The following is a 21050-nucleotide window of genomic DNA, read 5'->3' on the forward strand; positions in this document are numbered from 1 at the left end:
GCCCAGCTCTGCGGCGGGGCTTTTGCACTTGGCAATGGCGGCTATCACACCGTGGTTGCGGGGGTTGGGCAAGAGGTTGACGTGGACGGAAGGTGAGCGTCGCCGACGTTTTCGGCAAGGTTTGTTTACAGCCTGAAGGATGGGCTGGCTTGCCCAATCAGTACGCCACAAGTCGTAACGAATTATTTACGACGTGGTTCAAAAAGTTTCCACTGGTTGCCTTGGAGTGTCTGCGCCGGCCCTCCGCCGGCAACGCCGACTCCTACACTGCGAGTGCAATGCCTGTAGGAACCGGCCTTGCCGGCGAAGGGCACGTGAAAACACCACAGGCACAAAAAAGCCAACCCGAAGGTTGGCTTGTGTGAGCGCTTACTCAGCCCGCGGCGGCTTGCCACGGCTGCTGCCCGGCCGCTTGGGTGCGGAGCCGGCCGGCTTGCGCTTGTTCATGTCGCTCGGACGCTCGGCCACGGTGCTGCGGCCCTTGCGTGGCGAGTCGTCACGCGGCTGGCGCGCTGCGCGCTCGGTGGGCGCGCCACCTTCCTTGGCCGGGCGCAGGGTGCGCACGCGCTCGCCACGGCCCACCGGCTTGGACGACTTGCGCTGCATGCGCTCGAGCTTGTCCTTGACCTTGGCCTTCATCGCTGGCATCGCCACCGGCTTGAGCCCCACTTCGGCAGCCAGGATGTCCACTTCGCCCTGGCTCATTTCGCGCCAGCGGCCCATCGGCAGGTCGCTGTTGAGGAACACCGGGCCAAAGCGCACACGCTTCAGGCGGCTGACCACCAGGCCCTGGGATTCCCACAGGCGACGCACCTCACGGTTGCGGCCTTCCATCACCACGCAGTGGTACCAGTGGTTGAAACCTTCACCGCCCGGGGCTTCCTGAATGTCGGTGAAACGCGCCGGACCGTCTTCGAGCACCACGCCCGCCTTCAGGCGCGCGATCATGTCTTCGTCCACTTCGCCGCGTACACGCACTGCGTATTCACGGTCCATTTCGGACGACGGGTGCATCAGGCGGTTGGCCAGCTCACCATCGGTGGTGAACATCAGCAGGCCGGTGGTGTTGATGTCCAGGCGACCGACGTTGATCCAGCGGCCCTCTTTCGGGCGCGGCAGGCGATCGAACACGGTCGGACGACCTTCCGGGTCGTCACGGGTGCAGATCTCGCCGTCGGGCTTGTTGTACATGATGACGCGGCGCACGGTCTCTGCGGCTTCTTCACGCTTGATCAGGCGGCCGTCGACCGAAATCGCGTCGTGCATGTCGACGCGCTGGCCAAGGGTGGCGTCCACGCCATTGACCTTGATGCGACCCTGGCTGATCCAGGCCTCGACGTCGCGGCGCGAACCCACGCCGATGCGCGCGAGTACCTTTTGCAGTTTTTCGCCGGCTGGACGCGGCGGGCTATCGTGCAGATCCTGTTCACTCATCTGGGCACCTCCCGGTGTAGTGCTGCTGAAAATCATTGAATTGGCCAAACAAGCGCCAAAAAAGGTCGCGAATCATACGCCGAACCGACGACAAACGCACCACAGACTAGCCGATATTGCACCCCAGGACGCTGTTTTCCGCTCGAAGGCTGCTCAGCCCTGCGGCGAACCGGGCGCTGCCTGGCCCTCATCGGGTTCATCGGCCTCCTCGAGCAGGTCGTCGAAGTCGGTCTTGAGCCCCTGCTCCATCGAGTCCAGCTCCAGCAACAGGCTGTGAAAGCTGGTCTCCTCGACCGGTGCTTCGGGCTCGGCGCTCTCGTCGGCCAGGGCCTGCAGGTGGGCTGGCACCGGTGCGTCATCCACTTCCAGCAATGGCTCGGGCTCCATCTCGCGCAACTCGGCCAGCGAGGGCAGCTCGTCGAGGTTCTTCAGGTTGAAGTGGTCGAGAAAGGCCTTGGTGGTGGCGAACATCGCCGGTTTGCCGGGCACTTCGCGGTAGCCCACGATGCGCACCCACTCGCGCTCGAGCAGGGTCTTGATGATATTGGTGTTCACCGCCACGCCCCGCACATCCTCGATCTCGCCACGGGTGATTGGCTGGCGATAGGCGATCAGCGCAATGGTTTCGAGCAACGCACGCGAATAGCGCTGCGGCCGTTCTTCCCACAGCCGCCCGACCCAGGGCGCGTAGTCCTCGCGGATCTGCAGGCGGTAGCCCGAGGCCACCTCCTTGAGCTCGAACGCGCGCCCGGCACAGGACTTGCGCAGCACCTCGAGGGCCTTCTTGAACACGCCGGGCTCAGGGCGCTCGGCCTCTTCGAACAGCTCGTACAGGCGCTCCAGCGATTGCGCCTTGCCAGAGGCGAGCAGGAAGGCTTCCAGCAGCGGCGCCAGGTCACGGGGGTCGGTCAGGTTCATTGGGGTGCTCGTGTACGGTTATTCGGCCCGGGCGCGGACATGGATGGGAGCGAAGGGCTCATTCTGCACCAGTTCGACGAGAGATTCCTTGACCAGTTCGAGGATGGCCATGAAGGTCACCACCACCCCCAGCTTGCCCTCCTCGGCCGTGAACAGCTCGACGAAGGGCACGAAGCCGCCGCCCTTGAGGCGCTCGAGCACATCGCTCATGCGCTCGCGGGTCGACAGCGCCTCGCGGCTGACCTGATGGCTCTCGAACATGTCGCCGCGGCGCAGCACCTCGGCCATCGACATCAGCACCTCTTCCAGCGCAACGTCGGGCAACAGCTTGCGCGCCTTGGCCTGGGGTGCCTCCAGGCGCGGTACGATCACCTCGCGGCCAACCCGGCTCAGGCCGTCGATGCCTTCGGCGGCGGCCTTGAAACGTTCGTACTCCTGCAGCCGGCGAATCAGTTCGGCACGCGGATCGTCCTCTTCCTGCTCCACTTCGGCAGAGCGCGGCAGCAGCATGCGCGACTTGATCTCGGCCAGCATCGCGGCCATCACCAGGTACTCGGCGGCCAGTTCCAGGCGTACGGTCTTCATCAGCTCGACATAGCCCATGTACTGGCGCGTGATCTCCGCCACCGGGATGTCGAGAATATCCACGTTCTGCTTGCGAATCAGGTACAGCAGCAGGTCGAGCGGGCCCTCGAAGGCTTCGAGGAACACTTCCAGCGCATCGGGCGGGATGTACAGGTCCACCGGCATCTCGGTCATGGCTTCGCCATACACCATCACCAGTGGCAGCTCCTGCTGGGCGCCGGCCTGTGGGTCCAGGGCCGGCTCGACCGCAGCGACCTGGTTCACGCTTCGGCCATGAAGGGCGCCGGGTCGCCGCAGCCTTCACGCACCAGCACCGCCTCCTCCCCGGTCAGGTCGATGATGGTGGAGGCCTTGAGGTCGCCGTAACCGCCGTCGATGATCAGGTCGACCTGTTTTTCCAGGCGCTGACGGATCTCGTACGGGTCGGTCATGGGTTCGTCGTCGCCTGGCAGGATCAGGCTGACGCTCATCAACGGCTCGCCCAGCTCTTCGAGCAAGGCCAGCAGAATGGGGTTTTGCGGCACGCGCAGGCCGATGGTGCGGCGCTTCTCGTGCAACAGCAGGCGCGGTACTTCGCGGGTGCCATTGAGGATGAAGGTATAGGGCCCCGGCACATGCGCCTTGAGCAGGCGGAACGTGGCGGTGTCGATCTTGGCGAACAGGCCCATCTGCGACAGGTCGCAGCAGATCAGCGTGAAGTTGTGGCTCTTGTCCAGCCCGCGCAAGCGGCGCACGCGCTCCACGGCAGACTTGTCGCCGATCTGGCAACCCATGGCGTAGGACGAATCGGTAGGGTAGACCACCACCCCACCCTTGCGGATGATCTCGACGGCCTGCTTGATCAGGCGCGGTTGCGGGTTTTCCGCATGAATCTGGAAAAATTGACTCACGTTTTCTACCTGTTCAGACGGGTGCAGTGGGCTGCTCATGTTTGAATCGACGCCACAGGGGTGGCAGGTCCTCCGGCAACGGCCGGTAGACACCGATCTCAGACCAGGCGCCCGGGCCATGGAAATCGCTGCCGGCGCTGGCCAGCAGACCGAACTCACGGGCCAGGATCGACATCGTGCCCACCTGTTCGGCGGGCATCATCCCGTTCACCACTTCCAGCGCCTGGCCACCTGCTTGAATATAGTCGGCAATCAGGCGTCGACGCTTGCTGCGGGTTAATTCGTAGTGCATCGGGTGGGCAAGGCTGACCCATGCGTGGGACTGGCGCAGGGTCTGCACGGTGTCTTCCAGGCTTGGCCAGTGCAGCTTCACATCCCCCAGCTTGCCGGCGCCCAGCCACTTGCGAAAGGCTTCGCCGCGGTCCTTGACGTGGCCGGCACGCACCAGGTACTCGGCAAAGTGCGGACGGGCCGGCGCATTGCCGCTGTCGCCCAGCTCCTGCTGGATGGCACGGGCGCCGTCCAGCGCGCCGGGCATGCCCTTGAGCGCCAGCCGCCGGTCGATTTCCTCGGAGCGCAGCCAGCGTCCACGGTGCAGCGACTCGACGGCGCGCTGCAGCGGTTCGGCATCGAGCGGGAAGTTGTAGCCCAGGATGTGAATCGTCGCCCCGCCCCAGGCGCAGGACAGCTCGACCCCGCTGACCCACTGCATGTCCAGCGCCTGGGTGGCAGCCTGGGCTTCGAGCTGGCCTTCGAGGGTGTCGTGGTCGGTCAGCGAAAGCATCCGCACGCCGTGTTCATGGGCGCGAGCGACCAGCGCCGTGGGCGACAGGGCGCCATCGGAAGCGGTGCTGTGGCAGTGCAGATCAACATTCATAGGTGGCGCATACGCTCTCATTGATGTTTGTTATTATGCCGTCACATCCTGCTTCTGGCTGCCACTGTGAAACAATTCATCGATTTCATCCCGTTGTTCCTGTTTTTCATCGTCTACAAGCTCGACCCGCGCACGGTCGACGTTGCCGGCCAGTCGTTCGAGCTGGGCGGCATCTACAGCGCCACGGCGGTGCTGATCATCAGTTCGCTGGTGGTGTATGGCGCATTGCTGATCCGCCAGCGCAAGCTGGAGAAGGGCCAGTGGCTGACCCTGGTGGCATGCCTGGTATTTGGCGGCCTGACCCTGGCCTTCCACAGCGAGACCTTCCTCAAGTGGAAGGCCCCGGCGGTGAACTGGCTGTTCGCCACCGCTTTTGCGGGCAGTCACTTCATTGGTGACCGTGTATTGATCAAGCGCATCATGGGCCATGCGCTGACCTTGCCCGAGCCGGTGTGGACACGCCTGAACCTGGCGTGGATCGCGTTCTTCCTGTTCTGCGGCGCGGCCAACCTGTTCGTTGCCTTCACCTTCCAGGACATCTGGGTGGACTTCAAGGTATTCGGCAGCCTGGGCATGACCGTACTGTTCCTGGTGGGCCAGGGTGTCTACCTGTCCCGTCACCTGCACGACAGCGACCCTACTACCCCCAAGACCGAGGACTGACATGCTCTACGCCATCATCGCCACAGACGTTGCCGATTCGCTGCAAGCCCGCCTGGCTGCACGCCCGGCGCACCTTGAGCGCCTGCAGCAGCTCAAGGCCGAAGGCCGCATCGTACTGGCCGGCCCGCACCCGGCGATCGACAGCAACGACCCTGGCGCGGCCGGGTTCAGTGGCAGCCTGATCGTCGCCGAGTTCGAGTCGCTCGAGGCTGCCAAGGCCTGGGCAGATGCGGATCCTTACATTGCGGCGGGTGTATATGCCGAAGTGCTGGTGAAGCCATTCAAGCAGGTCCTGCCGTAACCTGATCGGCGCGACGAGCCCATCGTCGCGCCGGTTCGCCTCACCTTCTGCGCACCTTCGCACACACTCGCTGCTCCCCTTCCTGGCTTTGCCCACTACAGCGGGCCTGTAGTGCTACGCCTTAAAATCCACTCGAATGTTCATCATTCTCGTCCACCTGCCGACAACCTACGCAACACCCGATTGGAATCAAGGAGTTCCGATGCGTCAAGGTCCGTTGTCCATGCTGCTGTGCCTGTTGCTGCTGACCCCGCTCGCCAAGGCCGCCGAAGCCTCCGCCAGCACCCCTTTGTCGTTGAGTGCGGGTAGCCAGATCTCCGAGCTGCAGCAACGCCTCAAGGAAAGTGAGCGCCAGCACGAAGCGCTCAAGCAGCAGCTGAAAAATGCCGAGAACGAGCGCGAAAGCGCCCAGCTGACCCGCCTGCGCCAGGAGAACCAGCGCCTGAAGCAGCAGCTCGAGCAACACCAGGCCAACCCGCTGCCCAAGCTGCTCACCGATCAGCAGCAATGGTTCGTGATTGGTGCCGGAGTTGCCCTGTTGGCCGTGCTCTGCGGTATCTTTGCCAGTGGCAGCCACAGACGGCGCCGGCAATGGTTGAATTGAGTGAGACATGAGCGAGCTGCTACTGATTGATGATGACCAGGAACTGTGTGAGCTGCTGAGCAGCTGGCTGACCCAGGAAGGCTTTCAGGTGCGTGCCTGCCATGATGGCCAGAGCGCCCGCAAGGCCCTGGCCGAGCATGCCCCGGCAGCGGTGGTGCTGGATGTGATGCTGCCCGACGGCAGCGGCCTGGAACTGCTCAAGCAATTGCGCAGCGACCACGCCGAACTGCCAGTGCTGATGCTGTCTGCTCGCGGCGAGCCGCTGGACCGTATCCTGGGCCTAGAACTGGGCGCCGACGACTACCTGGCCAAGCCCTGCGACCCCCGCGAGCTCACCGCGCGGCTGCGCGCCGTGCTGCGCCGCAGCCACCCGGCCGCCACACCCACCCAGATGGAAGTGGGCGACCTGCGCTTCAGCCCCGCCCGTGGCGTGGTCGACATCGACGAACGCGAGCTGACCCTGACCCTTTCCGAAAGCCGCATTCTCGAAGCCCTGCTGGGCCAGCCGGGTGAGCCGCTGGACAAACAGGAACTGGCGCAGCTCGCCCTGGGCCGCAAGCTGACCCTGTACGACCGTAGCCTGGACATGCACGTCAGCAACCTGCGCAAGAAGATCGGCCCGCATCCCGATGGCAGGCCGCGCATCGTCGCCCTGCGCAGCCGCGGCTATTACTACAGCCTGTAGGCGCCAGCCTTGCTGGCGAAGGGGCGCACGCCAACGCCCCACCGTGTAAACACCCTCGCCCACCGTCTTTACCCAAGCTTTACCCTTGCCTGACCGCCGCTGACCTTGATCTCCCTAGACTGGGCACATCCGGTAACGACCGGCCTCAACAAGGAGAGTCACCATGCGCAAGACCCTTATCGCCCTGATGTTCGCTGCCGCCCTGCCAACCGTAGCCATGGCCATGCCCGATGGCGCCCCCCGTCACGGCGCCGAGCACCAACGCGGTGGAGCGCCTTTCGCCCAGCTGGACCTGACCCGCGAGCAGCGCCAGCAGATCCGTCAACTGATGGGCGAGCAGATGAAGAGCCGCCACGAAATCACCCAGCGCTACCTGGCCAAGCTGCCGGCAGCCGACCAGAAGGCACTCAAGGACGAACTCAAGGCAAGCCACGACAAGGTCGACACCCAGATCCGCGGCATGCTCAAGCCAGAGCAGCAGAAGCAGTTCGATGAAATGAAGAAGAAGCAGGCAGAGCGCAAGGCCGAGTGGGCCGAGTTCAAAGCCTGGAAAGCTGAAAAAGCCAGCAAGGCCCAGTAAGCTGTCCACACCCCGCCCGACCTGCCCCCGCAGGTCGGGCTTCTTTCGTTTGAGGTAATGCCCTTGCGTTCACTGTTCTGGCGCATCCTGGCCAGCTTCTGGCTGGCCATCACCCTGGTTGCCGGGCTGTCGATCCTGCTCGGCCACATGCTCAATCAGGACGCCTGGATCCTCAGCCGCCACCCGGGGCTCAATACCCTGGCCATGAACTGGTCGGCGCGCTACGAACAGCAAGGGCCCGAGGCCGCGCAGCGTTATCTGGAGCTGCGCAAGCGGCGCTACAACATCGACGTGCAGGTGCTCAACGAAAGCGGCGAGGCGGTGGTGCCAGGCACGTTCCCGCGCCGCGCAGCAGCCTTCGAGGCGCGCCGGCACAACGGCGAGCCGCTGCCCTGGCGACGCCTCACCGAGGAGTACACCAGCCCCGGCACGGGCGACACCTACCTGCTGATCTACCGCATCCCTCACCCCGAACTCGACGCCTGGCACCGCGACAGCCTGCTGTGGCCGCTGAGTGCATTGGGCATTGCCCTGGTGGTACTGACCCTGTTCAGCCTGCTGGTAACCCTGTCGATCACCCGCCCCCTCAGTCGCCTGCGTGGCGCGGTACATGACCTGGGGCAGACCACCTACCAGCAGAACAGCCTGGCACGCCTGGCCAACCGGCGCGACGAGTTCGGTGTGCTGGCCAATGACTTCAACCGCATGGGCGCGCGCCTGCAGAGCCTGATTGCCAGCCAGCGCCAACTGCTGCGTGACGTGTCCCATGAACTGCGCTCACCCCTGGCACGCCTGCGGATCGCCCTGGCCCTGGCCGAGCGGGCAGAGCCTGCACAGCAGCAGGCCTACTGGCCGCGCCTGACCCGCGAGTGCGACCGCCTCGAGGCGTTGATCAGCGAAATCCTGGTGTTGGCGCGGGTGGATGCCGAAAGCGCCAGCGCAGAACCGGTCGACCTCAATGCGCTGCTGGCCAGCGTGCGCAAGGATGCTCAGCTCGCAGCGCCGGAACAGGACATCCAGCTGCACGACACGCCAGGGCTGAGCCTGCAGGGCTGGCCGACACTGATCGAACGTGCGCTGGACAACCTGCTGCGCAATGCCGTGCGCTTCAATCCGCCGGGGCAACCGATCGAGATGAGTGCACAGCGTGAAGGCGAGCGTATCGTGCTGACGGTGCGCGATCACGGGCCGGGGGTGGCCGACGAGCACCTGGCGCAGTTGGGCGAGCCGTTTTTCCGCGCCCCGGGGCAGACCACGGCCGGGCATGGCCTGGGCCTGGCGATCGCGCGCAAGGCGGCGGAACGTCATGGTGGCAGCCTGGTGCTGGGCAACCATGCGCAGGGCGGGTTCGTGGCGACGCTGGAGTTGCCGGTGGCGGGGCCGGCTAGCGCCTGAATAAAGACGGGTGGTGGCTTCTTCGCTGGCAAGCCGGCCCCCACAGGCATGTCACCGTCCTCCAGGGCAAGTGCGCACCTGTGGGAGCTGGCTTTGCCAGCGAAAGGGCCATCTGATGCCTGTATAGCTTAGCGGGGCTGCTCCCAGGCGCTGACAAACGCCTCGACAGACACCACCGGCGCCGTACGCGGCGGGTTAAGCGGCGTGCCCACATACAGGAAGCCGATCAACTCTTCGGTATCCGCCAACCCGAGGCCCTTGGCCACCTGCGGGCTGTAGGACAGCTCGCCGGTACGCCACACCGCGCCGATCCCCTGGGCATATGCCGCCAGCAGAATGGCATGCGCCGCACACGCGGCCGCCAGCCGCTGCTCGGACTTGGGCACCTTGACGTGATCCTGCACGTTCGCGATCACCACAATCAGCAACGGCGCCCGCAGCGGCATGGCATGGGCCTTTTCCAGCGCTGCCTCGGTGGCTTCGCCCTGCTCCTTCACCGCCTCGGCCAGCAGCGCCCCCAATTGCTCGCGGGCCGCGCCTTCGATGGTCAGGAACCGCCAGGGCCGCAATTGGCCATGGTCCGGCGCACGCGAGGCCGCCCGAAACAGCAACTCGCGCTGCGCAGCATCAGGTGCCGGCTCTACCAGGCGAGGAACGGAAACACGGTTGAGCAATGCGTCGAGAGCCTCCATCGGCTACCCCCTGTCGAGAAATGTGCGGCTATTCTACCGTTTACTTAAAGAGGCCCATAGGTAGAATGGCGCCCCTCCGTTTCAACCCAGAGCAGATCACATGGCGTTGCCGACCTTAAGGATCATCGGTTTCATTATCGGCATCTTCCTGATTACCCTGGCGATCAGCATGACCGTGCCCATGGCCACCCTGGTCATCTACGAGCGCACCGGCGACCTGCCGTCGTTTCTGTGGGCCAGCCTGATCACCTTCATTGCCGGCCTGGCCCTGGTCATACCCGGGCGCCCCGAGCACGTGCACCTGCGCCCGCGCGACATGTACCTGCTCACCGTGAGCAGTTGGCTGGTGGTGTGCATCTTCGCCGCCCTGCCGTTCCTGCTGACCCAGCACATCAGCTACACCGATGCCTTCTTCGAGAGCATGTCGGGCATCACCGCCACCGGCGCCACCGTGCTCAGTGGCCTGGACAGCATGTCGCCGGGCATCCTGATATGGCGCTCGCTGCTGCACTGGCTGGGCGGCATCGGCTTCATCGGCATGGCGGTGGCGATCCTGCCGCTGCTGCGCATTGGCGGCATGCGCCTGTTCCAGACCGAGTCCTCGGACCGCTCCGAAAAGGTCATGCCCCGCTCGCACATGGTCGCCAAGTCGATCGTGGCGGTGTACGTGGGCATCACCACCATCGGCGGGCTGGGGTTCTGGCTGGCCGGCATGAGCCCGTTCGATGCAATCAACCACGCCATGTCGGCGATTTCCACCGGCGGTTTCTCCACCTCCGACCAGTCGCTGGCCAAGTGGGACCAGCCGGCCGTGCACTGGGTGGCGGTGGTGGTGATGATCCTGGGCAGTGTGCCGTTCACCCTCTACGTGGCCACGATGCGTGGCAATCGCAAGGCACTGATCAAGGACCAGCAGGTACAGGGCCTGCTCGGCCTGCTGGTGGCCACCTGGGTGGTGCTGGGTACCTGGTACTGGGCCACCACCAGCCTGCCGTGGTTCGATGCCTTGCGCCACGTGGCGCTGAACGTGACCTCGGTGGTCACCACCACCGGCTTCGCCCTGGGCGACTACAGCCTGTGGGGCAACTTTTCGCTGATGCTGTTCTTCTACCTGGGTTTCATCGGCGGCTGTTCGGGCTCGACCGCGGGCGGGATCAAGATCTTCCGCTTCCAGGTGGCCTACATCCTGCTCAAGGCCAGCCTCAACCAGCTGATTCACCCACGTGCGGTGATCAAGCAGAAATACAACGGTCACCGCCTCGACGAAGAGATCGTGCGGTCGATCCTGACCTTCTCGTTCTTCTTCGCCATCACCATCTGCATCATCGCGCTGCTGCTTTCGCTGCTGGGCGTGGACTGGATGACTGCCCTGACCGGCGCGGCCAGCACCGTATCCGGCGTGGGCCCGGGCCTGGGCGAAACCATCGGCCCGGCGGGCAACTTCGCCACCCTGCCCGACGCCGCCAAGTGGATCCTGGCCGGCGGCATGCTGCTGGGCCGCCTGGAAATCATTACGGTGCTGGTTCTGTGCATGCCGGCGTTCTGGCGGCACTGACGCCCTGGGCCGACGCCTCGGGGCCGGCACTGCGCGCCAGCTCCATGCGTGTGCGGTATTCCCCGGGGGTGAGGTCGAACCAGCGCCGGAAAGCCCGGAAGAAGTTGCTCGGGTCGGCAAAACCCAGCAGGTAGGCAGCCTCCAGCAATGTCATGTTCGGCTGCGCAAGGTACTGCTCGGCAAGTTCGCGACGGGTATCATCGAGCAGGGTCTGAAAGCTGGTGCCCTCCTCCTGCAGGCGCCGCTGCAGCGTGCGCTGCGACAGGTGCAGAGCCTGGGCGACCATTTCGCGCTTGGGTTCGCCCTGGGGCAGCATGCGGCACAGCACCTGACGTGCACGGTGGGTCACCCGGCTTTCGGAAAAACGCGCCAGGTACTCGCCGGCAAAACGGTCGTGCAGAATTGCCATGGCCTCGTTGGCCGTGGGCAACGGCGCCTCCATGTCGGCGCGCTCGAACACCAGCGCATCGTGGGGCGCGCCAAACACCAGCGGGGCACGAAACGCCTGCTTGTAGGGTTCTATATCCTGAGGCTGCGGGCCTTGTACCAGCACCCGGCGCAGCTGGATGGTGCGCCCGCTCAACCAGCAGCACAGCGCCAGGGCGCAGGCCAGCGAGGCCTCGGCGCTGTGCCGGGTGGGCGGCAGGTGATCGCCATGCACGGTCAGCACCAGCGAGTAGCCTTCCGGCCCCAGGCGAAAGCTCAGGTCGGAACTCTCCGCGATAATGCGCTGGTAACGCACCAGGCGCTCGAACCCCTCGGCCAGGGTGCGGCTGGACATCAAGGCATAGCCGACCACGTGAAACGATGCCGGGCGCACCACCCGCGCCATGTTAAGGCCGATGGCACGGTTGCCCGACAACTCTTCGGCCAGTTGCCACAACCGGGTCATGGAGTCCTGGGTGAAACGTGCGTCGGGGTCGTCCAGCGCGGCGAAGTCCAGGCCGAGCTGCTTGAACAGCGCAGGGCAATCGAGCCCTTCGAATTCAAGTGCCTTGACGATCCCCGAGGCCCAGCTTGCTGACGTGGTTCTTTCGCTCATGGCTGGCTTCTTTTGGGTAAGACCGCTCCTGCGGTGAACGCAAAGGATACTAAAGTGGCGCTTATTGTCACTGACTGATACTGCGACACAATTCTAGACTCGGTTCAGGCTCCACGCCGTGCATGTTTCGCCACCTTCGACCGATACGGGAGCGACGCAGTGAACAGCCCCCCACGCTTCAACAGCTTTGCCGAGTTCTATCCGTATTATCTGGGTGAGCATAGCAACCCTGTCTGCCGCCGCCTGCACTTCGTCGGCACCAGCCTGGTGATCGCCCTGCTGGCCTACGCCCTGGCCAGTGCCAACGGCTGGCTGCTGCTGGCGGTCCCGGTGGCCGGTTACGGCTTTGCCTGGGCAGGCCACTTCTTTTTCGAGAAGAACCGCCCCGCCACCTTCACCTACCCCTTCTACAGCCTGCTGGGCGATTTTGTCCTGTACCGCGACATGCTGCGCGGCAAGGTGCAGTTCTGACCATCGCCCGCCCCCTGCGCGTGGCCTAGAGGCTGGGCTCACCCACCGCCCGGGCCTGGCGCAGGGCCTCACGGGCCTGGGCGTCGACCAGGCGGTACAGCTCGATCGTGCCGTCCCAGTGCTCGATCAAGGCAGTGCACGACTCCACCCAGTCGCCGCAATTGAGGTAGTCCACCTCCCCCACCTTGCGGATTTCGGCGTGGTGGATGTGCCCGCACACCACCCCGTGAAACCCTCGCTTGACGCATTCGCGTGCAATCGCCTCCTCGAAGTCGCTGATAAAGCTCACCGCCGTCTTGACCTTGTGCTTGAGGTAGGCCGACAGCGACCAGTAGCCATAGCCATACCGCGCGCGCCAGTGGTTGAGCCAGCGGTTGAGGGTGAGGGTCAGTTCATAGGCCCAGTCACCCAGGAAGGCCAGCCAGCGGTGATAGCGGGTTATCACGTCGAACTGGTCGCCATGGATCACCAGTAGCCGCCTGCCGTCGACGGTGAGGTGCTCGGCCTGGTCCACCAGCTGGATATTGCCCAGCACCAGCTTGGAGTAGCGACGCAGGAACTCGTCGTGGTTGCCGGTCACATAGATCACCTCGGTGCCGCGCTTGCTCATGGTCAGCAGGCGCCGGATCACGTTGGTATGGGCCTGGGGCCAGTACATGCCACCCCGCAGCTTCCAGCCGTCGATGATGTCGCCCACCAGGTAGATGCGATCGGCCTGGTAGCCCTTGAGAAACTGCGACAGATGCTCGGCCTGGCAGTCGCGGGTGCCAAGGTGCACGTCCGAGATCCACAGCGTGCGCACGCGCTGCTTGCGCGAAGGTTTGCCAAGCTCGGCATGGGTCATGGGCAGGCTCCGGGAGAGTTTGTGCGAGCTTGCCTGTGGGCAGTGAATCGACCATGAACGTTGTGCGGCAGTCCTGTGACAGGCCGTCGGCGCATGTACACTGCGTGGCCTGTACCCCGATCCAAGGCAACCGCCCGCCATGACCCCTCGTACCGCCCTGGGCGCCCTGCATGCAGGCGCGCTGTTGTTCGGCCTGACCGGCGTGTTCGGCAAACTGGCCAGTGCCGGCCCGTCGGTCATCGTGTTCGGCCGTGCGGCCTTCGCCGTGCTGGCCCTGGCCATCTTCGTCGGCGTTGCCCGACAACACTGGCAACCCCTGAAGGCACGGGACTGGCGCGGGCTGGCATTGGCCGGGATGTTGCTGGCCGGCCATTGGGTCAGCTTTTTCGTCGCGGTCAAGGTGGCCGGCGTGGCCATCGCGACCCTGGGCTTTGCAAGTTTCCCGGCGTTCACGGTCATTCTGGAAGGGCTGTTGTTCCGTGAACGCATCCGTCGCAACGAAGCCTTGTTGGTAGTGCTGGTGAGCATCGGCCTGGTGCTGGTGACGCCCGACTTCGACCTCGCCAGCCAGGCCACCAGCGGGCTGCTGTGGGCGTTGTTCTCCGGGTTGCTGTTCGCCCTGCTGTCACTGCTCAACCGTGCAGGCTCCCGGCACATTCCGGCGGTACAGGCGGCGCTGTGCCAGAACGCCGTGGTGGCACTGTGTCTGCTGCCGGTGGCGGGCCCGCTGCTGCCTTCGGTGAGCGCGCTGGACTGGCTGTGGCTGGGGCTGCTGGGGGTGTTCTGCACCGGCGTGGCACACAGCCTGTTCGTGGCCAGCCTGGCGGTGATCAAGGCCCGCACCGCCGCCGTGGTGTTTGCCATGGAGCCGGTCTATGGCATCGCCATGGCCTGGGTGATCTTCGCCGAGCAGCCCACCTTGCGCATGCTGATGGGCGGGGTGCTGATCATTCTGGCCATCGTGATTTCAAGCCGTCTGGCCGCCGGCGCACCACGCACCGCACCCGCCACCTCCGGCGGCTGAGTCAGGCGCGGTCGTTGTGGCCCAGGTCGCGCTGCGGGTCGATCTGGTCGCGGACCCGCTGCTTGAGCACCTTGGCCTCGGGGAAACCGCCATCGGCCTTGCGTTCCCAGATCTGCACGCCATCGCAGGTGATGCGAAAGTTGCCGCCCGTTGCCGGTTCCAGGGCCACCCGGGCCAGGTCGTCACTGAAGGTGCTCAGCAGTTCCTGGGCCAGCCAGGCGGCGCGCAGCAGCCATTGGCACTGCGTGCAATAGGTGATGACAATTTCGGGTTTGGATACGGACATGGGGTAACGGTCTCCTGATAGGTGGTCGCGCTTATACTAGCCACCTTTAGCCTTTGCTCCGAGAGCCGCGATGCGTCGTCTGCTGTTGTGCCTGTTGCTGTCCCTTACCTCCCTTGCCCTCTGCGCCGCCGAGGCCGCCCGGCCCAAGGTCGGCCTGGTGCTGTCCGGCGGCGCGGCGCGCGGCCTGGCCCACATCGGTGTGCTCAAGGCGCTGGAAGAACAGGGGGTGAAGATCGACGCCATCGCCGGCACCAGCATGGGCGCGGTGATCGGCGGGTTGTACGCCTCGGGCTACAAGATCGACGAGCTGGAGAAGCTGGCCCTGGCCATCGACTGGCAGCAGGCGTTGTCCGATGCACCGCCGCGCAAGGACATCCCCTTCAGGCGTAAGCAGGACGACCGCGACTTCCTGGTCAAACAGCGCCTGAGCTTTCGCGACGACGGCAGCCTGGGCCTGCCGTTGGGGGTGATCCAGGGGCAGAACCTCGCGCTGCTGCTCGAAAGCCTGCTGGCCCACGCCAGTGACACCCGTGACTTCGACAAGCTGCCGATCCCGTTCCGCGCAGTGGCCACCGATATCGCCAGCGGCGAGAAAGTGGTGTTTCGCAAGGGCCACCTGCCCCAGGTGATCCGCGCCAGCATGTCGATCCCGGCGGTGTTCGCCCCGGTCGAGCTGGACGGCCGCCTGCTGGTCGACGGCGGCATGGTCGACAACATCCCGCTGGATATCGTGCGTGAGATGGGTGTGGACATGGCGATCGTCGTCGATATCGGCACGCCGCTGCGCAATCGCAAGCAGTTGGCCACGGTGGTCGATGTGCTCAACCAGTCGATCACCCTGATGACCCGGCGCAACTCCGAAGAGCAACTGGCCTCGCTGCACCGCGACGACATCCTGGTACAGCCGCCGCTGTCGAGCTTTGGCGTCACCGACTTCGGCCGGGCCCAGGACATGATCGACGCCGGCTACCGCGCCACCCGCCTGCTCGACCCGCGCCTGGCCAGCCTGCGCCGGGTCAACGACACGGCGGTGCAACTGGCCGAGGCGCGCTCGGCCGGGCAACGCACTCCGGTGATCACCGCCATCAAGGTCGAGAACGACTCCAAGGTCAGTGACGACGTGATCCGCTACTACATTCGCCAGCCCATCGGCGAACCGCTGGAGCTCGACCGCCTGCGCACCGACATGGGCACCCTGTACGGCCTGGACTACTTCGACCGGGTGCAGTACCGCGTGGTGCACAAGGGCGACGAGAACACCCTGGTGATCAACGCCCGGGGCCGACGTGGCGGCACCGACTATCTGCGGCTGGGGCTGAACCTGTCCGATGACCTGCGTGGCGACAGCGCCTTCAACCTGGGCGCCAGCTACCGCGTCAACGGCATCAACCGCCTGGGCGCCGAGTGGCTCACCCGAGCCCAGATCGGCGACAAGCAGGAGCTCTACAGCGAGTTCTACCAGCCGCTGGATACCGGGTCGCGCTACTTCGTGGCGCCCTACCTGGACATCGGCTCGCAGAACATCGAGGCCACCCTGGACAACGACCCCATCGCCGAGTACCGCCTCGAACGCTATGGCTTCGGGCTCAACCTGGGCCGCCAGATCGGCAACAACGGCGAAGTGCGCCTGGGGGTGGGCCAGGCCTGGGGGCAGGCCGAGGTACGCATCGGCGAACAGGGCCTGCCCAAGGTGAACTTCAACGAAGGCTTCTATGACCTCAAGTATTCGTTCGACACCCTGGACAATGTCTACTTCCCCCACAGCGGCGAAGACGTCAGCCTGACCCTGCGCCAGTTCGAGCCGGGCCTGGGCTCCGACCAGCGCTATCGCCAATGGGACATGAAACTGGACAAGGCCCTGAGCAGCGGGCCGAACACCTGGGTATTCGGCGGTCGCTATGCGCGGACTCTGGATGATGCCGAGGTGGTCACCTCGAGCTTCGTGATGGGCGGCGCCCGGCAGCTGTCGGGCTTTCGCCAGGACTCGGTGTCAGGCCAGAACCTGAGCCTGATGCGCATGGTCTACTACCGGCGCCTGACCCCGCGCTCCTACCTGCCGCTGGACTTCCCGCTGTATCTGGGCGGCTCGCTGGAACGCGGCCGCGCCTGGAACAACGACAACGAGTTCGACAGCGGCTACATCAACGCCGCGAGCATCTTCCTGGGCTTCGAAACGCCGCTGGGGCCGCTGAACTTCAGCTACGGCATGAACACCGAGAACCAGAAGGCGTTCTACCTCAACCTGGGGCAGACCTTCTAGGACTTCTCCAGGTTGCCCAGGATGCGCGCGTGCACCCGCATGCACACGCGCAGCTCTTCTTCGTCGATGCCTTCGAACAGCTCGACGCGCAAGGCGTTGGCAATGGTCTCGATCTGGTCGATCAACGGCTTGGCGGGCGGGCACAACACGATCTTCTTGGCGCGCCGGTCCTCCAGCACGGCCTGGCGCTTGACCAGGCCCTGGGCCTCGAGGCTGTCGAGCAGACGGGCCAGGGTCGGCCCTTCAACCCCCACGCTCTGCGCCAGTTCACGCTGGGTGGGGGCCTCGTCGAAGCGCGCCAGGTGCAGCAGCACCAGCCAGCGCGCCTGCGACAGGTTGAGCCCGGCCAGGCGGCGGTCCAGCTCGGCGCGCCAACCCCGGGACATATGGGCCAACTGCATCCCGAAACGGTGGTGATCGGTCAACGGCATAGGAAACTCATCATCAGAACTAATTAATAGGCAGCTAATCATGCCCTTGGGCCTTAGGCAAGGCTCATGCCGTCGGCAGGCGCTGCATAATCGTCATAAATGATGACAAACAACCTTTCTACATCTCGAACTCGGCCGCCAGTGCGGCGCGCACGCAATACAGCACGCCCTCAGGCACGCGTCCGCCAAACTGCTCGATGATCGCCGACACCGGCGGCAACTCGCCTTCGCCGTCGAGGAACGCGTCCTGGATCTCGCCCATCAGGTCCTCGGGCAGGTCCAGCGCCTGTTCCAGTGACAGCTGTTGGCGACCGATGGCCTCGGCCAGCAGGCTGTAAACATTCTTTTCACTGCATTGCAGCTGGCCGGCGATCTGCAGCGGAGTCATGCCCGCGCGGGCCAGGCTGATCAGCTCGTGGCGCAGGTCGGCGACCGGGGCCGGGGCCTCTGCAGCGCCGCCCAGCACCTCGAGGAAGGCCTGGCCGTAGCGCTCCAGCTTGCGTGCCCCCACGCCACTGACCTGGGCCATCTCGCTGAGGCTGCCGGGCTGACTGCGCAGCATCTCCAGCAGGGTCGAGTCGGGGAAGATGACATACGGCGGCACGCCATGCTCCTCGGCCAGCTTGCGCCGCAAGGCGCGCAAGGCGTCCCACTGTTCGCGTTCCTCGCCGCGCACCAGCTGGCTGGCCGGGCTGCCCGAGCTGCTGCTCTTGCTGCTGGTCTGCGGCTTGAGGTCGCGGCGCAGCTCAAGGGTGACTTCGCCACGCAGCAAGGGCCGGCACGTATCGGACAGGCGCAGCCCGCCATAGCCTTCCAGGTCGATATCGGCCAGGCCACGCGCCACCAGCTGGCGGAACAGCGAACGCCACTCGCCTTCTGCGCGAGCCTTGCCCACGCCATACACGGCAAGCTTCTCGTGCCCGAAGCTGCGGATCTTCTCGTTGTCCTTGCCCAGCAGCACGTCCACCAGATGGCCCACGCCGTAGCGCTGGCCAGTACGGTAGATGGCCGACAGCGCCTGGCGCGCAGGCTCGGTGGCGTCCCAGGTCTGCACGCCGTCGACGCAGTTGTCGCAGTGCCCGCAGGGCTGGGGCAGTTCTTCGTCGAAATAGTTGAGCAGGGTCTGGCGACGGCAGCGGGTCTCTTCGCACAGTGCCAGCATGGCATCGAGCTTGTGCTGCTCGACCCGTTTGTGACGCTCGTCACCTTCGGAGTTCTGCAGCATCTGCTTGAGCATCACCATGTCCTGCAGGCCGTAGGCCATCCAGGCATCGGCGGGCAGGCCGTCACGGCCGGCGCGACCGGTTTCCTGGTAGTAGGCTTCCAGCGACTTGGGCAGGTCCAGGTGGGCCACGAAACGCACGTTGGGCTTGTCGATGCCCATGCCGAAGGCGATGGTCGCGACCATGATCAGGCCTTCCTCGTTGAGGAAGCGGCGCTGATTGCTGGCGCGGGTCTCGGCAGGCAGGCCGGCGTGATAGGGCAGCGCCGGGAACCCCTGCTCGCACAAAAACGCGGCCACATCGTCGACCTTCTTGCGCGACAGGCAATAGACGATGCCGGCGTTGCCGCGCCGCTCGTTGAGGAACGCCAGCAACTGTTTGCGCGGCTGTTCCTTGGGCACGATGCGATAGAAGATGTTCGGCCGGTCGAAACTCGACAGAAAGCGCTCGGCGTTCTGCAGGTGCAGGCGGGTGACGATCTCTTCGCGGGTACGCATGTCCGCGGTGGCGGTCAGGGCAATGCGCGGCACGTTGGGGAAGAGTTCGGCCAGTTGCCCCAGTTGCAGGTATTCAGGGCGGAAGTCATGGCCCCATTGCGACACGCAGTGCGCCTCGTCGATGGCGAACAGCGCGATGTCCAGGCTGCGCAGAAAATCCAGCATGCGTGGCTGCACCAGGCGTTCCGGGGCCAGGTACAGCATCTTGAGCTCGCCGCGACGAATGCGCATGGCCAGTTCGCGCTGCTGGTCGGCGCTCATCGTGGAGTTCAGCGAAGCCGCGGCGACACCCAGCTCGTCGAGGGTCGCCACCTGGTCGTCCATCAGCGCGATCAACGGCGACACCACCACTGCCAGGCCTTCGCGCAGCAGCCCCGGAACCTGGAAGCACAGCGACTTGCCGCCGCCGGTGGGCATCAGTACCAGCGCATCGCCGCCCTTGGCCACGCATTCGATGATCGCCCCCTGGCGCCCGCGAAAGCTGTCGTAGCCGAAGATGTCCTTGAGGACGCGCTGAGCCTGTTCGAGCATAAAAACTCCATAAATCGCAGAACCATCCTGGCCACAGGCTGGATGAAAAGCTTCCCCGCCACACCTGAAATTGCGTAAGCGGCTTTTGCCGGGGCCGCATGCTGGCGTGACCGGGCGCAAAAGCCGGGCATTATACCGGACACGGCGCCCGTGCAGGGGGCTCTGCGATAGGCGTCATCCTTTGCCTCGCAGGCGCCGCAAGATGCTAGAATTCCAGCATCGTTTATTCCCAAGGTAGCCCTGTAATGTCCTTCGCTGAGCAATTAACCCGCCTGCAAGCCTTCCTCGACGCTGACGAGCTGCACGAAGAAGCGCTGGACTACGTTGCCGCACACGGCTACCTGACCGCGCTGTCGATCTGCTCCGAAGCCGTTCCCGAGCGTGAATGGATCGACGCCCTGTTCGCCGAGCCGCCGCACTACAAGGACGAGGCCCAGCGCGAAGAAATCGAAAGCACACTGATCAAGCTCAAGGATCACATCGCCCGCCAACTGGCCAGCGATGAGGAGTTCGAGCTGCCGTGCGACCTGGACCTTGGCGACGAGCCGGACGACTCCGAGCTGCGCGGCTGGTGCATCGGCTTCATGGAAGGGGTGTTCCTGCGTGAAGCGGCCTGGTTCGAAAGCGCCGAGGAAGAGGTCAGCGAAATGCTGCTGCCGATCATGGTCGGTTCCGGCCTGTTCGACGAAGAGGCCGAGTTCGCCGACATCGCCAGCGACGCCAACCTGATGGACGACATGATCGTGCAGATCCCCGAGGCGCTGACGGCCTTGTACCTGCTGTGCCATGCCCCGGACGAGAAACCTGCGCTGCTCAAGCCTCGCCACCACTGAGTCTGCATCCATGCGCTACCTGCTGCTGGCCATCGGCTGGCTCAGCGTCGCGCTGGGGGTGATCGGCATCTTCCTCCCGGTGCTGCCGACCACCCCTTTTCTGTTATTGGCGGCAGCCTGCTTTGCGCGCAGCTCGCCCCGCTTTCACGCATGGCTGGTCAATCACCCGCGGCTTGGGCCGTGGATTCGCGACTACCTGGGCGGTGAGGGCATTCCGCTCAAGGCCAAGGTATACGCCATCGGGCTGATGTGGCTGAGCATAGGTTTTTCGTGCTACCTGGTGCCCTTGCCGTGGGCACGCGGGTTCATGCTCACCAGTGCGGTACTGGTGACCGTGTACATCGCGCGGCAGAAGACCTTGCGCAAGCGTACCTAGGCGCAACCACGCGCCCACCCCATCGCGGGCCAAGCCCGCTCCCACAGCTACTT

General features: G+C 64.9%; 24 protein-coding genes. 13 read left to right on the forward strand and 11 right to left on the reverse strand.

Going from position 1 to position 21050, the window contains the following annotated elements:
* The first annotated feature begins 92 nt into the window (after window positions 1-92).
* Window positions 93-365, forward strand: coding sequence for a hypothetical protein (locus NP552_RS03680; protein ID WP_152644145.1), 273 nt, complete (start codon window positions 93-95; stop codon window positions 363-365).
* 4 nt (window positions 366-369) lie between these two features.
* Here the strand turns inward: NP552_RS03680 and rluB are convergent, their stop codons facing one another.
* From rluB to NP552_RS03705, 5 genes are all read right to left on the reverse strand, one after another.
* Window positions 370-1434, reverse strand: coding sequence for a 23S rRNA pseudouridine(2605) synthase RluB (gene rluB / locus NP552_RS03685; RefSeq protein ID WP_043864107.1), 1065 nt, complete (start codon window positions 1432-1434; stop codon window positions 370-372).
* A gap of 153 nt (window positions 1435-1587) precedes the next feature.
* Window positions 1588-2352, reverse strand: a complete 765-nt coding sequence (gene scpB, locus NP552_RS03690; RefSeq protein WP_058540764.1) for an SMC-Scp complex subunit ScpB — start codon at window positions 2350-2352, stop codon at window positions 1588-1590.
* A gap of 18 nt (window positions 2353-2370) precedes the next feature.
* Window positions 2371-3069, reverse strand: a complete 699-nt coding sequence (locus NP552_RS03695; protein ID WP_162484885.1) for a segregation and condensation protein A — start codon at window positions 3067-3069, stop codon at window positions 2371-2373.
* A 128-nt stretch (window positions 3070-3197) separates the two neighbouring features.
* Entirely contained in the window at window positions 3198-3827 is a 630-nt protein-coding gene (locus tag NP552_RS03700) for an L-threonylcarbamoyladenylate synthase (protein ID WP_043864297.1), read from the reverse strand.
* A gap of 13 nt (window positions 3828-3840) precedes the next feature.
* The gene (locus tag NP552_RS03705) at window positions 3841-4704 is read right to left on the reverse strand and encodes a PHP domain-containing protein (protein WP_210014467.1); all 864 of its coding nucleotides are present in this window, start codon (window positions 4702-4704) and stop codon (window positions 3841-3843) included.
* Window positions 4705-4770: 66 nt separating this feature from the next.
* Here NP552_RS03705 and NP552_RS03710 point away from each other — a divergent pair, with 66 nt between their 5' ends.
* From NP552_RS03710 to NP552_RS03735, 6 genes are all read left to right on the forward strand, one after another.
* The gene (locus tag NP552_RS03710; protein ID WP_043864111.1) at window positions 4771-5367 is read left to right on the forward strand and encodes a septation protein A; all 597 of its coding nucleotides are present in this window, start codon (window positions 4771-4773) and stop codon (window positions 5365-5367) included.
* A gap of 1 nt (window position 5368) precedes the next feature.
* A complete protein-coding gene (locus tag NP552_RS03715; protein ID WP_088514522.1) occupies window positions 5369-5668 on the forward strand; it encodes a YciI family protein in 300 nt (99 codons plus the stop codon).
* 202 nt (window positions 5669-5870) lie between these two features.
* Complete coding sequence (locus tag NP552_RS03720; protein ID WP_043864113.1) at window positions 5871-6272, forward strand: translation initiation factor 2; 402 nt, start codon at window positions 5871-5873, stop codon at window positions 6270-6272.
* A 7-nt stretch (window positions 6273-6279) separates the two neighbouring features.
* Complete coding sequence (locus NP552_RS03725) at window positions 6280-6957, forward strand: response regulator transcription factor (RefSeq protein WP_043864114.1); 678 nt, start codon at window positions 6280-6282, stop codon at window positions 6955-6957.
* A 163-nt stretch (window positions 6958-7120) separates the two neighbouring features.
* On the forward strand, window positions 7121-7537 hold the full coding sequence (locus tag NP552_RS03730; protein WP_274096443.1) for a Spy/CpxP family protein refolding chaperone: 417 nt from the start codon (window positions 7121-7123) through the stop codon (window positions 7535-7537).
* Between the two features lie 57 nt (window positions 7538-7594).
* Window positions 7595-8932, forward strand: a complete 1338-nt coding sequence (locus tag NP552_RS03735; protein WP_043864116.1) for a sensor histidine kinase — start codon at window positions 7595-7597, stop codon at window positions 8930-8932.
* A gap of 128 nt (window positions 8933-9060) precedes the next feature.
* Here the strand turns inward: NP552_RS03735 and NP552_RS03740 are convergent, their stop codons facing one another.
* A complete protein-coding gene (locus NP552_RS03740; RefSeq protein WP_210014466.1) occupies window positions 9061-9624 on the reverse strand; it encodes a nitroreductase family protein in 564 nt (187 codons plus the stop codon).
* A 100-nt stretch (window positions 9625-9724) separates the two neighbouring features.
* Here NP552_RS03740 and NP552_RS03745 point away from each other — a divergent pair, with 100 nt between their 5' ends.
* Window positions 9725-11179, forward strand: coding sequence for a TrkH family potassium uptake protein (locus NP552_RS03745; protein ID WP_043864118.1), 1455 nt, complete (start codon window positions 9725-9727; stop codon window positions 11177-11179).
* On the opposite strand, the gene NP552_RS03750 is transcribed toward NP552_RS03745, so the two are convergent.
* Window positions 11136-12221: an AraC family transcriptional regulator gene (locus NP552_RS03750; protein ID WP_043864119.1), complete on the reverse strand. Its 1086-nt coding sequence runs from the start codon at window positions 12219-12221 to the stop codon at window positions 11136-11138. The two genes, NP552_RS03745 and NP552_RS03750, sit on opposite strands and share 44 nt — an antisense overlap.
* A gap of 159 nt (window positions 12222-12380) precedes the next feature.
* Between NP552_RS03750 and NP552_RS03755 the strand changes: the two genes are divergently transcribed.
* Window positions 12381-12692: a DUF962 domain-containing protein gene (locus NP552_RS03755; protein WP_043864120.1), complete on the forward strand. Its 312-nt coding sequence runs from the start codon at window positions 12381-12383 to the stop codon at window positions 12690-12692.
* Window positions 12693-12717: 25 nt separating this feature from the next.
* Here NP552_RS03755 and NP552_RS03760 read toward each other — a convergent pair whose 3' ends face one another.
* Window positions 12718-13536 carry a UDP-2,3-diacylglucosamine diphosphatase gene (locus NP552_RS03760; protein ID WP_274096444.1) on the reverse strand — a complete coding sequence of 273 codons (819 nt, stop codon included), beginning with the start codon at window positions 13534-13536 and terminating at the stop codon, window positions 12718-12720.
* A 139-nt stretch (window positions 13537-13675) separates the two neighbouring features.
* Here NP552_RS03760 and NP552_RS03765 point away from each other — a divergent pair, with 139 nt between their 5' ends.
* Window positions 13676-14560 carry a DMT family transporter gene (locus NP552_RS03765; protein WP_210014464.1) on the forward strand — a complete coding sequence of 295 codons (885 nt, stop codon included), beginning with the start codon at window positions 13676-13678 and terminating at the stop codon, window positions 14558-14560.
* A 1-nt stretch (window position 14561) separates the two neighbouring features.
* Here the strand turns inward: NP552_RS03765 and NP552_RS03770 are convergent, their stop codons facing one another.
* Window positions 14562-14846, reverse strand: a complete 285-nt coding sequence (locus NP552_RS03770; protein WP_054916592.1) for a SelT/SelW/SelH family protein — start codon at window positions 14844-14846, stop codon at window positions 14562-14564.
* 70 nt (window positions 14847-14916) lie between these two features.
* Between NP552_RS03770 and NP552_RS03775 the strand changes: the two genes are divergently transcribed.
* Window positions 14917-17106, forward strand: coding sequence for a patatin-like phospholipase family protein (locus tag NP552_RS03775; RefSeq protein WP_043864124.1), 2190 nt, complete (start codon window positions 14917-14919; stop codon window positions 17104-17106).
* Here the strand turns inward: NP552_RS03775 and NP552_RS03780 are convergent.
* Together NP552_RS03780 and recQ are read right to left on the reverse strand one after the other, a co-directional pair.
* Window positions 17103-17537, reverse strand: coding sequence for a MarR family transcriptional regulator (locus NP552_RS03780; protein ID WP_043864125.1), 435 nt, complete (start codon window positions 17535-17537; stop codon window positions 17103-17105). The two genes, NP552_RS03775 and NP552_RS03780, sit on opposite strands and share 4 nt — an antisense overlap.
* A gap of 118 nt (window positions 17538-17655) precedes the next feature.
* On the reverse strand, window positions 17656-19788 hold the full coding sequence (gene recQ, locus NP552_RS03785) for a DNA helicase RecQ (protein WP_043864126.1): 2133 nt from the start codon (window positions 19786-19788) through the stop codon (window positions 17656-17658).
* Between the two features lie 245 nt (window positions 19789-20033).
* On the opposite strand from recQ, the gene NP552_RS03790 reads away from it, so the two are divergent.
* Both NP552_RS03790 and NP552_RS03795 read left to right on the forward strand, forming a co-directional pair.
* Window positions 20034-20621 carry a UPF0149 family protein gene (locus NP552_RS03790; protein WP_054916593.1) on the forward strand — a complete coding sequence of 196 codons (588 nt, stop codon included), beginning with the start codon at window positions 20034-20036 and terminating at the stop codon, window positions 20619-20621.
* Window positions 20575-20997, forward strand: a complete 423-nt coding sequence (locus NP552_RS03795; RefSeq protein WP_370409172.1) for a YbaN family protein — start codon at window positions 20575-20577, stop codon at window positions 20995-20997. Before NP552_RS03790 ends, NP552_RS03795 begins: the two co-directional genes overlap by 47 nt.
* Window positions 20998-21050: the final 53 nt, after the last annotated feature.

Source organism: Pseudomonas sp. 8209, from assembly GCF_028682105.1.
Classification (GTDB): domain Bacteria; phylum Pseudomonadota; class Gammaproteobacteria; order Pseudomonadales; family Pseudomonadaceae; genus Aquipseudomonas; species Aquipseudomonas palmensis.

Bases quoted from the DNA above. Each gene is read 5' to 3' on its own strand.
- NP552_RS03735 (WP_043864116.1), top strand. From the start codon at position 7,595: ATGCCCTTGCGTTCACTGTTCTGGCGCATCCTGGCCAGCTTCTGGCTG.
- NP552_RS03790 (WP_054916593.1), top strand. From the start codon at position 20,034: ATGTCCTTCGCTGAGCAATTAACCCGCCTGCAAGCCTTCCTCGACGCT.
- NP552_RS03715 (WP_088514522.1), top strand. From the start codon at position 5,369: ATGCTCTACGCCATCATCGCCACAGACGTTGCCGATTCGCTGCAAGCC.
- NP552_RS03770 (WP_054916592.1), bottom strand. From the start codon at position 14,846: ATGTCCGTATCCAAACCCGAAATTGTCATCACCTATTGCACGCAGTGC.
- recQ (WP_043864126.1), bottom strand. From the start codon at position 19,788: ATGCTCGAACAGGCTCAGCGCGTCCTCAAGGACATCTTCGGCTACGAC.
- NP552_RS03765 (WP_210014464.1), top strand. From the start codon at position 13,676: ATGACCCCTCGTACCGCCCTGGGCGCCCTGCATGCAGGCGCGCTGTTG.
- NP552_RS03745 (WP_043864118.1), top strand. From the start codon at position 9,725: ATGGCGTTGCCGACCTTAAGGATCATCGGTTTCATTATCGGCATCTTC.
- NP552_RS03760 (WP_274096444.1), bottom strand. From the start codon at position 13,536: ATGACCCATGCCGAGCTTGGCAAACCTTCGCGCAAGCAGCGCGTGCGC.
- NP552_RS03780 (WP_043864125.1), bottom strand. From the start codon at position 17,537: ATGCCGTTGACCGATCACCACCGTTTCGGGATGCAGTTGGCCCATATG.
- NP552_RS03720 (WP_043864113.1), top strand. From the start codon at position 5,871: ATGCGTCAAGGTCCGTTGTCCATGCTGCTGTGCCTGTTGCTGCTGACC.
- NP552_RS03740 (WP_210014466.1), bottom strand. From the start codon at position 9,624: ATGGAGGCTCTCGACGCATTGCTCAACCGTGTTTCCGTTCCTCGCCTG.
- scpB (WP_058540764.1), bottom strand. From the start codon at position 2,352: ATGAACCTGACCGACCCCCGTGACCTGGCGCCGCTGCTGGAAGCCTTC.
- NP552_RS03730 (WP_274096443.1), top strand. From the start codon at position 7,121: ATGCGCAAGACCCTTATCGCCCTGATGTTCGCTGCCGCCCTGCCAACC.
- NP552_RS03795 (WP_370409172.1), top strand. From the start codon at position 20,575: ATGCCCCGGACGAGAAACCTGCGCTGCTCAAGCCTCGCCACCACTGAG.
- NP552_RS03775 (WP_043864124.1), top strand. From the start codon at position 14,917: ATGCGTCGTCTGCTGTTGTGCCTGTTGCTGTCCCTTACCTCCCTTGCC.
- NP552_RS03750 (WP_043864119.1), bottom strand. From the start codon at position 12,221: ATGAGCGAAAGAACCACGTCAGCAAGCTGGGCCTCGGGGATCGTCAAG.
- NP552_RS03725 (WP_043864114.1), top strand. From the start codon at position 6,280: ATGAGCGAGCTGCTACTGATTGATGATGACCAGGAACTGTGTGAGCTG.
- rluB (WP_043864107.1), bottom strand. From the start codon at position 1,434: ATGAGTGAACAGGATCTGCACGATAGCCCGCCGCGTCCAGCCGGCGAA.
- NP552_RS03705 (WP_210014467.1), bottom strand. From the start codon at position 4,704: ATGAATGTTGATCTGCACTGCCACAGCACCGCTTCCGATGGCGCCCTG.